The 14,701-nt window shown below is 46.3% G+C and carries 7 protein-coding genes; 4 read left to right on the top strand and 3 right to left on the bottom strand.

Features of this window, described 5'->3' with window-relative positions; genetic code table 11:
• The first annotated feature begins 139 nt into the window (after positions 1-139).
• Positions 140-4,120 carry a two-component regulator propeller domain-containing protein gene (locus M1B78_RS05985; protein ID WP_257940173.1) on the top strand — a complete coding sequence of 1,327 codons (3,981 nt, stop codon included), beginning with the start codon at positions 140-142 and terminating at the stop codon, positions 4,118-4,120.
• Between the two features lie 423 nt (positions 4,121-4,543).
• Here M1B78_RS05985 and M1B78_RS05980 read toward each other — a convergent pair whose 3' ends face one another.
• Genes M1B78_RS05980 through M1B78_RS05970 form a run of 3 tightly spaced genes read right to left on the bottom strand, consistent with a single transcriptional unit; the run spans position 4,544 to position 7,830 of the window.
• Entirely contained in the window at positions 4,544-5,713 is a 1,170-nt protein-coding gene (locus M1B78_RS05980) for a metallophosphoesterase family protein (RefSeq protein ID WP_257940172.1), read from the bottom strand.
• Positions 5,714-5,746: 33 nt separating this feature from the next.
• The gene (locus M1B78_RS05975; RefSeq protein ID WP_136009702.1) at positions 5,747-5,980 is read right to left on the bottom strand and encodes a hypothetical protein; all 234 of its coding nucleotides are present in this window, start codon (positions 5,978-5,980) and stop codon (positions 5,747-5,749) included.
• Positions 5,981-6,036: 56 nt separating this feature from the next.
• The gene (locus tag M1B78_RS05970) at positions 6,037-7,830 is read right to left on the bottom strand and encodes a heparinase II/III domain-containing protein (RefSeq protein ID WP_257940171.1); all 1,794 of its coding nucleotides are present in this window, start codon (positions 7,828-7,830) and stop codon (positions 6,037-6,039) included.
• Between the two features lie 537 nt (positions 7,831-8,367).
• On the opposite strand from M1B78_RS05970, the gene M1B78_RS05965 reads away from it, so the two are divergent.
• The 3 genes from M1B78_RS05965 to M1B78_RS05955 all read left to right on the top strand — a co-directional run bounded on the left by M1B78_RS05965 (position 8,368) and on the right by M1B78_RS05955 (position 14,606).
• The gene (locus M1B78_RS05965) at positions 8,368-11,529 is read left to right on the top strand and encodes a SusC/RagA family TonB-linked outer membrane protein (protein WP_257940170.1); all 3,162 of its coding nucleotides are present in this window, start codon (positions 8,368-8,370) and stop codon (positions 11,527-11,529) included.
• An 18-nt stretch (positions 11,530-11,547) separates the two neighbouring features.
• Positions 11,548-13,266, top strand: coding sequence for a RagB/SusD family nutrient uptake outer membrane protein (locus M1B78_RS05960; RefSeq protein WP_257940169.1), 1,719 nt, complete (start codon positions 11,548-11,550; stop codon positions 13,264-13,266).
• 68 nt (positions 13,267-13,334) lie between these two features.
• Positions 13,335-14,606, top strand: coding sequence for a glycoside hydrolase family 88 protein (locus M1B78_RS05955; RefSeq protein WP_257940168.1), 1,272 nt, complete (start codon positions 13,335-13,337; stop codon positions 14,604-14,606).
• Positions 14,607-14,701 lie beyond the last annotated feature (95 nt).

Genomic DNA, 14,701 nt, shown 5'->3' with positions numbered 1-14,701 from the left:
TTAGACTGTTAGGAGGCTTCCACTCTTGGCGGTCTTTTTTATTTTCAATACTCAGTTTGTGCTATGGTTTGCGCCAGCGTAAAAACATTATTTTTGCCCTTTCAAATATTCAACCTAAAAGTAAAATGCCCTTAATGTTATGAAAAAAGGTTTACTGTTATACCTGTTTCTAGTCGTGTCCCTTATGCTTCAAGGAAATGTCTATTTCAAACATATAGGCAAGACAGACGGATTGCCCCAAATTTCAGTGATGTCCATTTGCCAGGATGAATTAGGGAGAATGTGGTTTGGTACTTTAGAAGGACTAGGCTGCTATGACGGCAACTCTATGACTGTCTATAAACCATCGCCAGAGCCCACTAGATTTTTTTTGGGGAATGAAATCCACAATCTTGTAAGTGACAAACAAGGAAATATCTTCTTTACTTCAGACAATGTACTCTTCCATTATGACCTTCACAAAGAGCAGTTCTCCCCTTTGCAACGGAAAGTCAACTGCCTCCATGTACAAGGCCATACCGTGTGGGCAGCAACACAAGATTCCGTCTTTAAGTGGAATCCGGTCAAAGAACAGTTCTCCTTTGTCTATCGTCTCAAACCAAACCAATATATAACCAGCCTTTATTCAGATACCAACGATTGTCTATGGCTCGGTACTTCAAGCGGGCTATACCGTATAGACAACCTAGCCAGCCCCACGACGGTATGTGTCATTGCCGAAGTCAATGTCCATTCACTTTATAGGGATACAAAAGGCAGGATGTGGGTAGCGGCATTCCGTCAAGGCATGTACAAGATAGAAAACGGAATCAGCCAGAAATTTGTCATAGAGAAGGATTTTGCATTGTCCAACAATGATGTACGGTGCTTTGTAGAGGACAATGAAGGCTCCATCTGGATAGGAACTTTCAATGGTTTGAACAAGATAGACACAGCAGGAAACGTGTCATATTATAAAAAGGATACGCAACCCGGCAACCTGAAACACTCCTCCATATTCTCACTCTATAAAGACTCGCAGGGTACCATTTGGGTAGGAACCTATTATGGCGGTGTGCAATACTTCAATCCCCAAATGGATTTCTTCAGACATTATTCCGAAAATGCTAACAGAGCAGATTGCCTCAGTTTCTTTTTTGTAGGCAATATGGTAGAAGATAAAAGGGGAGACATCTGGATTTGTACAGAAGGAGGAGGATTAAATTATTTAAACAGGAAGACAAGGCTATTTACTCACTATTTTACAGAACTTAAAACTAAAGGACTATCTTTCAACAATCTAAAATGTATAGAATATGACAAGCTTCGCGATTGTCTCTATGTAGGAACCCATAAACAAGGCTTTTTTTGTTTTGACATTCCCACAAGAAAAATAAAATATCATATGGAAGACGCCGGGACATCCCTTTCTAAAATAACCTTGCGGGGAGACAGCCTTTACATACTCTCCAGCAAAGGAATGCTTGTAAAAAACTTGCAGACCGGAACTACCGACTATCTATATCCATCCATTCAAGAAACGCACGGAGAAGGATCTTCTTTCCTGATTGATTCAAAAAAAAACATCTGGATTGCCCAACATAAGCAAATTGTTAGAATCAATATGCAAAACCCCAAGGAAAAATACATCTATAAGTATGGAGAAAAAGGTTTAGGAAAATTTCAGGTATTGGAAATGGCGGAATATCCCGACGGTACTCTATACTTGGGAACCTACGGCACAGGCCTGTATAAGTTCAATTCCAGGGAAAACTGTTTTGAACAGTGCACCGTTTCCAATATCCACTACTGCTATAACCTGTCAGTAACTCCACACGGCTATCTAGCCATTTCCAATGAAAAGGGCTTGCTCATCTATCATCCCGAGACCCTGGAAATGAGGATGATTGATGCCGAGAGCCAATTGCATTTATCAGCAATCAACGACGGATGCGGTTTATTGGTCTGCCGTAATGGAGAAACATTTGTCGGAGGCGCTTCGGGCATGACCTCCTTCATGAACACCTCCCTCCTTACGCCATCACCTCAATACAACCTGTATTTTTCATCCTTGACGGTCAATGACAGATTAATTTCATGCGAAACGCCCAACCACATATTGGACACTGCGCTGCCTTTTGCCAACCGGATAAACCTAAAATACAATGAAAACAACATTTTAATCACTGTTGCCTCCAACAGCTATATAAACAACACCGACAGAAAAATCTACGAATATCGGCTGGAAGGTTTCAGCAAAGAGTGGAGTACCAGTTATAACCACACGATTGTATATACCAATTTAAATCCAGGCAAATACAAACTTGTCGTACGCGAAAAGCAGCAAGGTTCACTTGACGACGTACACTCCATCGAATTATCCATTGTGGTCCACTCTCCTTGGTGGGCCACCTGGCTGGCATACCTTATCTATATAAGCATCATAGCAGCCATGGTCTATATCCTCTTGAGCAACTGGCAAACCAGAATGCAGCTGCGCGCCTCGCTGGCACAGGAAAAGCTTGAAAAAGAAAAAAATGAAGAGCTCATACAGGCCAAACTCCAATTCTTTGCCAACATCTCACATGAGTTCCGTACCCCTTTGACATTGATTATTTCACAAATAGAAGCCCTGCTACAGTCCGGCAACCATTCCCCGTTCTTACGGGCGCGCCTGCAGAAAATCTATAAAAATACCTTTCAGTTCAGGGAACTGATATCCGAATTGCTTGACTTCAGAAAAATGGAACGAGGCAAGTTGCAACTACACGTATGCCAGCTTGACATTGTAGCTTATCTAAAGCAAATCCATCTGGACTTTACCGACCAAGCACTGCTGCAGAACATACATTTTGATTTTCAGACAGATACAGAAAGTCTGATGTGCTGGTGCGACGGACGACAACTGAGAAAAGTATTCTCCAACCTACTGTCAAACGCCTTCAAGCATACTCCTGAAAAAGGTAAGATAGAGTTGCAGATTCACGAAAAGGAAACAACAGTCGAAATCAAAGTAATAGATACGGGTGAAGGCATTCCACAAGAAGCGCTACCATACATTTTCGACCGTTTCTATCAAGTAGATACCGCTGTCTCTTCTCCGGGCAGCGGCATAGGGCTGGCCCTGTCAAAGGGAGTGGTGGCACTCCACCATGGTAAAATCAGCGTACAAAGCGCCCTTCAATACGGAACCATCTTCACCGTTACTTTACCCAAAGACAATCTCTTCCAAGAAGACAACTATGTAACGTTTACCACCCAAGAAACATCCGGTTATGACTATGCCGTCCCTTACGAAGAAAACACCGGGAAGGAAAACTGTATGGAAAAGACAGAAGAAGAATCCGGAACGCAAGAGAATCCCACAGACAAAGATTGCATATTAGTAGTGGAAGACAACGAAGAGCTATTGCAGACACTAACTTATTTATTATCACCGCTATACCGGGTATCCATCGCCATGAACGGCAAAGAAGGACTGCAAAAAGCGATGGAAGAACGTCCGGAACTTATCCTGAGCGACATCATGATGCCTGAAATGTCCGGCATCGAAATGTGTTCCAAAATCAAAAACAATTTTGAACTATGCCATATCCCCGTTGTACTGCTGACAGCCTTGACTTCCGACAACAAAAAAATGGAAGGTCTGCAGTGCGGCGCTGATGACTACATCGAGAAACCTTTCAATAGCAAAATGCTGCTGGGACATATAGCCAATATCATACGCAACCGGAAGCTTCTGAAACAGAAATTCGGAAAGGATATCTCTGCCGGTATCCCAGCAGAAACAGAAATACAGGCATTGGCCTTAAATCCCATTGACGCCAAATTCCTGACTAAACTGGAAGATATAGTAAAGAAGCATTTGGCCGACCCGGCTTTTGATGTCAATATGCTGGCCAAAGAATTGGCCGTAAGCCGCAGTTCACTCTACAACAAACTAAGAGCTTTAAGCTGCATGACACCCAATGAATTTATTTTGAACAACCGTCTGAAGCTTGCCGCGGAACTGCTGAAAAGCAGTCCGGAACTACAAATAACAGAAATAGCCTACCAGACAGGATTCAACTCGCTACGCTATTTCAGGCATTGTTTTAAAGCTCACTTCAACCAGACACCCCAAGAGTACAGAGGCTGCTAAAAAATAAAGAATGTATAAGATGACTCCATCAGCATTCCCCTGCAATACCAACTGCTGTCCGGCAACTCCCTGAGCACCGAAAACACGTTGTACCTGCTCCGTTCACTAATGCCGGGAGAATTCCCTAAGGCCGATTTCCGCATATACATCGGAACCAAAGACGATAAAACGGTCAGGAACTACCGGAAGCAAATTCCACAGAAGCCGGAAGGCTATTTTCTGAAGAATGCAACAAATCCTGGGCAAATATAAAGAGAAGTTCCTTATCACCCTTAGAGAGCAACTGAATAAGGATATCCAAATCATGTAGAATGGCACCTATCTGAAAGTAGTCAAACAGATAGACAACCATACTCTTGCCGGGCGCTATATTCCTGAGGATTCAAATGGGGTGAACCGGATGAAGATTGTGGAATGACAGACTTACTTCTTGCTTATGGTTTTCTCCATCAGTATCTTTCCATCCACCCCTATAACTTGAAACTGCACCTTGCCTCCGTGCAGTTCCAAACGCACGGCAGAGCTTTCACCCTGCTCCAGCACGGGGAAATTATTTCCGTCCACATTCTGTTCATGGAAAAAATACCGGTGAGTATGTCCCGATACCAAGAGATCCACATTCCCCTTGTTCAAGACAGGCAAAAACTTGCGTATAGCGTCTTCCCAGCCTACCCATTCTTTCTCGTCCTTCCATTGTTGGCTCATCACCATGGGGAAGTGGGAAATGACAATGCGGTATTTGGCCTTTTTATACTCCTTGGTATTCATCAGTTCCTTCAGCCATTCGGCCTGTTCCGTGCGATAGGCATCATAGTCGTTCAGCCCGGCATATACCCAATGGTTCTCCGCCTTGTCCTCACCGCTGTCCAGCATCACCACCATCACGTCGCCCAGCAGGCAGGAACCGTAAATCTTCCCGTTCTTCTTCGGGAAATAAGAAGAATAGGTGCGTGCCAGGTTGCCGCGTGTCTCATGGTTGCCCCTCACCACCTCAAACGGGACGGACGATGCGAACAGCTTGACGCTGGTGTCGATGAACGAAGTGAACGGAATTTCGAACTTATCTATGTAGCTGGTCATGTCACCAGCATAGAAGAAAGCATCGCATGTCCGGTAGTCTGCCGCATGAAGCAGTTTCTCCAGTTTAGCGGCATCGAAGTGCATGTCGCTGGTGATAAAAAAAGAACCTCCCCTCTTCTGTGGGTCTATGGTAGAGAAGGTATGCCACTTCGTGGCAATACTGTCACCATATACCACCTTGTAAGGCTGAAACGAGCGCATCTCCTTGGAGATAATGCGATAGTCGTAGCTTGTGCCCGGTTTCAGATGCTCCACGCGCACCGAACTGAAGGTGTTCCAGGCCTCTTTCAGCCCGTCTTTCGAGTTGAAATGCTTCACGGCCTCAGCTTCCGGTGCATCATGCTGTTTCAGCTCCACCCAGGAGAATGCCTTCCGGGAAGTGGTGAACACGATGGTAGCTCCGTCCTGCGTCACTTCTTGCAGATAAGGGCCATGGTTTACGGTGAATGCGATTTGGGCGGCTGCTTCCAAGAGAGAGCAACCCATGAGAATAGATAACAAGAATTTCTTCATGCTGATTTTGTTTTTTAAAGTGAATTTTATTTTTTAAATAGTATAGACCAAGAAATGGCATCCATCCTGTTTGGACTTGAATCGGAAACTGTCCAATTTGGTCACGCTTCTGCCTCGCTCCACCCGGATATCCTTTATCTTTTTGCGCTCTATCGTCTTTTCTTTCTCATATTGGTCGGCAAACTCAGCATGGCGCGGGTCATTGATACCACCTATCGTGTCCTTCTCGACACGCACATGGAAGAGTGAAATCAGTTTCTTCATCATTGTTTTTCTGTTTTTTGGGGAAGGTTTTAAAAAGTTGTTTGAAACCTGCCATTTCGTTAAAGCTTCCGACTGCTCATGCGTACAATCACCTTACCGGAAGTTCCTTTGAACGCACATTCCGCCTCTAGCATCGTGATACCCTTGATGGGTTTCTCTCCTTTGTACGTATTCTTGGCGGGATAAGTCTTGAATACCGCTCCTGTCGGAGCCACTATCTGCATGTAGAAGCGTTTGCCGTTGCGCACGAAGACAGCCTTGTTGCCGTTTGCTTTTACCTCAGCTTTTGTACCGGCCACCCATGTCACTCTGGAAGAGGCATCAAGCAGTTCGACTTCATCCTCCACTTCCATGGTGCAGTCGTCAATCAACGTGAATTTGCGGTATGCGCTTTTCGCTTTTTCCCGATATACCTCGCACAGGTTCAATGTGGCGAAAGGCTGCTTGGCTTCCGGTTGCTCCTCGCAGACAAAGGCGTGTCCGTTGGCATATTGCAAATCGTGGTCTATGTTGATGACATTGTGCGAGAAGTTATTGTTGCGGAAATATTTCCAGCGTTGTCCGCCGGGCTTCCCGTCCCAGAATCCGGGCAGGTCATAGTCGTCCGCTCCGAGGTCTTCCGTCCAAAGCACGCCGTCGCTTTCCACGATGAATGTGCCGCAGTCCATCTGCTGATGTGCCTGATTGGGCAATCCGCCTTTGGCAACCAGATATACGGAACCTTTCTTTCTGCGGTCTCCGTTGAACACCACTATGTCGTTTATCTTGTTGTGATAGACCTCCAGGGCAGGTATGTTGCTTGCTTCCTCCACAGAAGCGGTGTCGAACCACGGCAGGGAAAGGAAAAATACCTGATCGAACATCCGGGCGCCATGCAGTGCTTTGCTTACCTCGTTCCGGTTCCATGCAGCCACTTCGGGTTGGTGAAACATTTTGCTGTAAAGGAAATAGGCAGGACCGCCGAAAGATTCATGTCCGATACCCGCGTTTCCGAAATAGAACGGATGTCCCGAGGGCGTAAGGGTGCGTATCTGGTAAAGCGCCGTGCGGGGAATGCCCGGCAATTCCGCAATCTTCCCCTTGTCGCCTCCGTTGTCCGTCACAGCTTTCAAGTACATGGCAAGGTAACGGTTGGTATATCCCCAGTAGGCCGGGCCTTCGTAGCACACCCCGTCCGGTGCGAACAGTTTCAAGCAATTGGGCATATACTTGGCAGCGTTCTCCAGAATGGCGTGGGTCTCTTCCGGATAATCCTCGGCCACGGCCAGTGCTCCCAGCACCATGCCGGTGTTGCACACCACGTTCCAGTTGGTCTCGCGCTTGGCCCAACTGCCCGGTCCTCCTTTTTCATACTCCGCCAGCACACGGTGCAAAGCGTTCTTGTAGATGCAGGCTTTCACTAATTGCTTGGTGGCACGAGGCAGTTCGTCATAGAGCCAGTCGTATGCGATGGCCACGGCAGCAGTCATTTCCGCTGTGTCCAGATAGTGTCTGGGATTCCAGTCGGGATAGCCGCACACCCATAAAAGTGCCCGGTTAGCAGCGTCCAGGTATTTCCGTTCTCCATACATCCGGTAGGCCAGCGACAATGTACCCAGCCTGAATAGGTATCCCCTCGACGTATAGAGCATGTTTCCATATTTATCCATTTCGTAAGGAAGCTGTTTCAATCCGGCAACAGAGTCAGCCTCCGTTTTCAGGAAGGAAGCCAGCTCTCCGGCCAGCGGGTCATTTTTTATCAATTGCTTCACTTCCGGGGTCTCGGCTCCGGTAAACAACAAGCGGGGATGACTCTGCAACCATGGTTGTTGTCCCCATGCAATACAAGTCCACAATAGCATAAATAAAAGCATTGTGCTTCTGTTCATTTGGAGTTTCAAGAAAATAAATTTGTTCATGGCGATTAATTCTAATAAAGTTTCTTTGAACAAAAGAAGCCTAAAATTAGATTAATCAAGAGAAGTATCGTCCAATTTTAGGTACATTTTCGTACTACCTGTCGAAATTCACACTTAAACAGGCCTAAATGATTATCCATAATATCCCTCATACCACTTTCCACATTACGATATATCAGTGCTACAGGGAGGCTGGATATGTGGATTAGTCTGTCGGGAAAGCAATATAGGGAAGATATGAATTATGTACAAGAAGCACTTGATAACCAATTGTTTATATTCTTTTTAACCATTAATACATGTACGAATCTACCCCATTGCTATACAAAATACACCCGTTTGTAATAAGTGTTAAATGTATGAATTTGTTTGTTTTCTCCCCTTAAAGAAACGAATGTAGTCCATCTGTGATTCCTCACGATTTTATTTTTGCAACGATGAAAAACCTTAAAATTACAGTAAACCATGTGTCAAAACAAAAAAGACAAATGTATGTTTCATGCTAACTTATCCAAACTTTTAGTTGGAGGTGCCTTTTTATTGGCGACAAGTCCGGTGTATGCTACCGGAAGAAACCATTCCGACTCTTATGCAGTGAACTCTTCACTTATCGTGCAACAACAAGGACGTACCGTTACAGGTATAGTGATAGACGATAAAGGAGAAACCATCATTGGCGCTAATGTAATGGTAAAAGGAACAACCAACGGTTCCATTACCAATATCGACGGTCAGTTTACATTGAACAATGTGCCCGAAGGCGCAACGCTGGTCATCAGCTTTGTCGGTTACAAGGAACAAGCTGTCAAGGTAGGCGCGCAAAGCAATCTCAACATCACGCTGCAAGAAGACAGCGAATTGATTGATGAAGTTGTGGTAGTGGGTTATGCTTCGCAGAAGAAAGTAAATCTGACGGGATCCGTATCTTCCGTAAACATGGCGGATATTGCCGAGAAGCGTCCCGTCACCAACTTGTCTTCCGGTCTGGCCGGTATGGCGGCAGGTGTTTCCGTGACATCCAGCAGCAACGTACCAGGCAACGACAACGCCAGTATCCTAGTGCGCGGACAAGGCTCGCTGAACAACTCGGCCCCGCTCATCATCATCGACGGTATGGAGAGTAACATCAATACCGTGTCTCCGCAAGACGTGGAGAGCATGACCGTGCTGAAAGACGCCGCTTCGGCTTCCATTTACGGTAGCCGTGCTGCCAACGGTGTAATCCTGATTACTACCAAGAAGGGTAAGCAGGGTAAGATTTCCGTAGATTATACCGGTTACGTCTCTTTGGAATCCATCGGAAAGACAGTGGAGGCTGTAACCAACTATGCCGATTACATGGAACTGAGAAACGAGGCTCATCGTAATTCCGGTGGAGGAGAATATGCCCAGTTCAACCAAGAAACCATTGATGCCTGGAGAAATGACAAAGGCCGCAATCCTCTGCTTTATCCCAATACGGACTGGACGGACGAAATGTTCCAGACAGCCGTGGCCACCAATCACAACCTTTCGTTGAGCGGTGGCACAGACAAGATTTCCTTCTTCACTTCATTCGGTTATCTCAAGAATCCGGGTATCATTGACAATGCCGGTTACGAGAAGTACAGCTTCCGTTCCAATGTAGAGGCCAAAGTGGCCAGCTGGTTGACGTTGGGTGCCAAGCTTAACGGTTATCTCTCCAACAACGACATCGCTTCCGACAACATAAAAGACATCTTTACTTATAGTGACGCCAGTTCACCGGGAGTAGTGCTCCGCCATCCCGACGGTCGCTTCGGAGGTGCACAGGCTCTGGGTGAGGACATTCAGGTCAACAATCCTTTTATGTATCTCTATCGCAACAAAGGCAACAAAGAGATGCGCAACTTCCGTAGCGCATTCAATGCAACTTTGACTCCCGTTAAAGGTTTGACTCTCCAAGGCTCTTACTCATACGAATTTACCGACAAGTTCAATTCATGGAGAACCCAGCCCATCAACCTTTGGAACTTTGCCCAGGATAACATAGTCAGAGCAGATGCCACCAGACACTCCATCAACAACTATAACCGCAAGGAAGAACGTATGTTCATGGATGGGGTTGTCCGTTACGATAACAAGTTCTTCGACAAGCATCTGGATTTGAATGTGATGGTAGGTGCCAGCCAGGAGATGTCTCGTGACCGCAAGATAAATGCCAGCAGAAAAGACCCGATAAATGGAAACGTTGATGTAATCGACGGTGCCACATCTGATCCGAACACATCCGGAAATCAGAATGAATGGACCATGCGTTCCTACTTCGGCCGCATCAACTTGGGTTGGGACAACAAATATCTGTTGGAGATGAATATACGCGCCGACGGTTCTTCACGTTTCTTGAAAGGTAACCGCTGGGGTTACTTCCCCTCCTTCTCGGCTGCATGGCGCATCGACCAGGAAAAGTTTATGGAGAAAACCCGTAGCTGGCTGGATGCCTTGAAGTTCCGTATGTCTTACGGTGAACTGGGCAACAACTATTTGGGAGATGACCCTTATTCTGCCAACTATATGTCTATCTCCAACTACAACGACTTAAAGTATGCTTTGGGCAATGTAGCTCAAACGGGGCTCTATATCAGCTCCATTGCCAATGCTGCCCTGACTTGGGAAAGTACAGCCGTTACCAACTTTGCCGTTGACTTTGCCACACTGAACAACCGCTTGTCCGGTAGCGTGGAATATTTCATCAAGAACACCAAGGACATCTTGATTGACTTGCCCGCTCCGTTGGTACACGGTAATGCCAAAGTTCCCCGTCAGAACAGTGCCAAGGTGCGTAACAACGGCTTCGAATTGACGCTGAGCTGGAACGACCAAATCAATGATTTCCACTACAACATTGGTACGAACTTTACTTTCGTTGAGAACAAAGTGACCAAGTACAAAGGTAACGAACCGAGTTATAACGGAAACACTATCCTAAAGGAAGGATTACCCATCTGGTCGGAATACGTACTGCTGATTGACCGCATCATCGAAACTCAGAATGACTTGGATTATGTAGAATGGCTTGCCACTAATTCAGTAGATAAAGATGGAAATAAAGTAAATCCTTTCACCCAATACAAACGTCCGGAATTGGGTGACGTACTCTATAAAGATACCAACCATGACGGTGTTTTCGACGATAATGATCGCGTAGTGAGAGGTCACGGAAACAAGCCCCGCCTGTACTTCGGTATCAATTTGGGCTTCGAATACAAAGGATTCGACTTCTCTATGCTGATGTCCGGTACAGGCAGCTATAAAGTGCAATACCAATCTATGCACTCCTCCAATCTTCCGGCCAGTGCTTACCAAATCGGTAAGGAAGTGGCGGACGGACGTTGGTATGAAGGACGTAACACGCCTGCCAAGTATCCCCGTTTTCTTATTAACGACAGTCGTAACACCCGTGCCAGCGATATGTGGGAAACAGACAAATCTTACTTGAAGATAAAGAATATCCAGATGGGATATACCTTGCCAAAGAAGTGGACAAACGCAGCTGCGATGAACCGTGTACGTCTGTTCTGTAGCTTAGAGAACTTCTTCACTTTCAGCAATTATGTAGGTATGGACCCCGAGACAAGCGGTTTGACTTATCCTGCCATCCGTCAGGCTTCCTTCGGACTTAACGTTTCATTCTAAACAAACAACAATAACATCATGAAAAAATATATATTACTTCTGGCAGCAGCCGGGCTGATGAGCAGCTGCTACGACTTGGATCAATTTCCGCATGACAAAACGAGTTCCGGAACCTTTTGGCAAACCGAAGAACACGCATACCAAGGTATGGTGGCTATGTACGAAACCTTGCGGAACGAAAATACTTTCGGCGCTTACTACAACTTGGATGCACTGGGCGAAATTGCCATGGATTACAACAACTGGCAGATGCCTGCCATTATCAAAGGAACTCATAATGACCGTACCGCCTATATCACAAGCAAATGGCAAAGTTCTTATAATGGAATTTTCCGTGCCAATTTACTGTTGCAGAATATTGACAAGGTAAATACCAGCGATGAGAAGAAAGCGCTCTATAAGGCTGAGGCCAAGTTTATGCGCGCTCTCCACTACTTCCATTTGCTCGACTTCTACGGTGGTGTGCCCCTTTATGACGAGACAACTGTGGTAGATCAGGAGTTTATGAATATGAAGAAGCCCCGTACTACAGCCGAAGAGACCAAGAAATTCATCTTGGACGATTTGGATGAGGCAGTGAATGTATTGCCCGTGAAATGGGGAAGCTCTGACTATGGACGCGCCACGCGTGGTGCTGCCGTGGCTCTGCGCGGTAAGGTGAAACTTTATACGAAGGACTTTGCCGGTGCCAAGGCTGACTTTGAGGAAATCGTAAAAGATCCTCAAGGACGTGACTACGGCTATCGCCTGAACGATAGCTATCCCGACCTCTTTACGCTGGAAGCCGACCAGTCTGCCGAAATGATTTTCAGCATTCAATGTGTGAATGGTGCCGACAATGAATATGGTTTGGCTTACTGCCTCCGTCTGGGCAGTCGTGCCGCTTTCGGCGGTTGCTGGAACAACAATATGCCTACCGACATCTTAGCCGATATGTACGAATACAAAGACGGTCGCCCCTTCAGCTGGGATGAGGTTTATCCGGGTTTCTATGGTGACAGAGCATTGCAAAAGAGCATCTTTGAGGCGAAGTTGAGCACAGACAAGAAGAGCGTTGAATCTTATCCGGCAGACAGGGACAAAATCCGCGCCATCTACAAGAACCGCGACCCACGTATGGAACAGACATTGATTACTCCATATGCTCACTTCTTGGGTTGCAACGGATTTACTCCTAAGGAGATGGAATATGTGCTGGCTACAGGTGTGAACGAAGCCAACGGTTTCTTGCGCGACAATCAAAACCACAATAATTATTATTGGCGCAAGTTTGTGCCGGAAGGTGATATGGACGGCATTTTACTTGAGCGTAGCAGTTCACCGGTGGACTTCCCGCTTATCCGCTATGCTGATGTATTGCTGATGCTTGCCGAGTGCTACAACGCGGTCGACCAGCAAGATGAGGCTGTTGCCCTGATTAATCAGGTACGCCAACGCCCGTCCACCAACATGCCTGCCTTGAACAGCGGTGCCGCTTGGCTAGAAGCTCACAGCAAGGAAGAAGTGTTTGAGCGCATCATGCACGAGAGAGCTATAGAACTGGCTTGCGAAGGCCATCGTTTCAGCGACCTTAGACGTTGGGGACTTGCCAAGGAGAAACTGAATTACGAATATGACGATATTTTGGGTAAATTCATCTTTAAGCGTGAATTCGTTGACCGTGATTATCTGTTCCCCATTCCGGCTGTGGAGTTCGAACGCAATTCTGAGTTGGGCGAACAGAACCCCGGTTGGTAACCTCTTGAGATAGATTTAGCAAATGTTTATATCCTGACCATAAAACTTTATTTATCGATAATTCATTTATGAAAAGTAAACTTATTACAACCTCTCTCTCTCTGCTTCTTTGTTTTCCGGCTTTCAGCCAGAAAACAGAAGCCGAGAAGTCATTCATTCAAGAAAACATGGAATTTGCCGCCAAGCAGTATCACCTGATGATGAAGACTCCTGCACAAGGCAAAGAAAACAAGGGAATCATGCCCCACAGTATGCGCAAGGACGGTACAGTATCCAAAGGCAGCATCTATCTGTGGACTGCCGGATTCTTCCCTGGCACTTTGTGGTACATCTCCGATTTTCTTGGCGACAAGGCTCTGCAAGACTCCGCACTGGTTTATACCAAGTATATGGAACCTTGCAAGACATTCACTGACAATCATGATATCGGCTTCATGATGTATTGCAGTTATGGCAACGCCAACCGCTTCGCACCGAAAGAGGGTTACGAGGATATTCTGACCGAATCGGCCAAGTCTCTCTGTACCCGCTTCCGTCCCAAAGCAGGTGTCATCCAGTCTTGGAACGGCTTCCGTTCCTGGCATGGCGACAAGGTATATGATTTTCCCGTCATTATCGACAACATGATGAATCTGGAACTGCTGTTCCATACCAGCAAGGTGACCGGTGACGACGAATACAAGAACATAGCTATCTCGCACGCCGAAAAGGTGATGAAGAACCAGATACGCAAAGACTACAGTCACTTCCACATCATCTATTACGACAAAGAAACGGGTGCTCCCATCAAGGGCGAGACCTCGCAGGGCTATTCCGACAACTCTTGCTGGTCCAGAGGCCAGTCATGGGGTATCTACGGATTCACTTTGTGTTACCGTGAGACGGGCGACAAGCGTTTCCTAAAAACCGCCCAAGGCATGGCTGACTACTACCTGAACCATCCTAATCTGCCCAGCGACAAGGTAGCATGGTGGGACTTCAATGCTTGGGAAGAGGGCTATGTGCCCGGTGTACGTTCCAGAGCAAGCATTACACCCATTCTTTATCGCGACGCTTCTGCCGCAGCCTGCACAGCCTCTGCACTGCTGGAGTTGAGCACTTACGTGAAGGGCGCCAAAAGCAAGAAGTATTTGGAAGGTGCCAAGCAGATTCTACACTCCTTGGGCAGTGCTGCCTATCGTGCCAAGTTGGGCGAGAATGCCAACTTCATCCTGATGCACAGTACAGGTGCCATTCCTCACGGTAGTGAACTTGACGTACCCCTGACGTATGCGGACTATTATTTCATAGAAGCTCTGCATCGCTACAACAAAATATTGAACAACGAACCACTATTCTAATCTAATCTCAGCAATCTAAATCATTTTTTTCCTACTCCCACCATTCTCTCTTCCATAAAAAATATGACATTAACAAGAGATCGGTGGGAGTATAT

The sequence above is a fragment of the Bacteroides muris (ex Fokt et al. 2023) genome, assembly GCF_024704895.1.
GTDB lineage: Bacteria > Bacteroidota > Bacteroidia > Bacteroidales > Bacteroidaceae > Bacteroides > Bacteroides muris.
The sequence above is the reverse complement of the archived record's forward strand: the minus strand, read 5'-3'. Positions and strand labels throughout refer to the sequence as shown.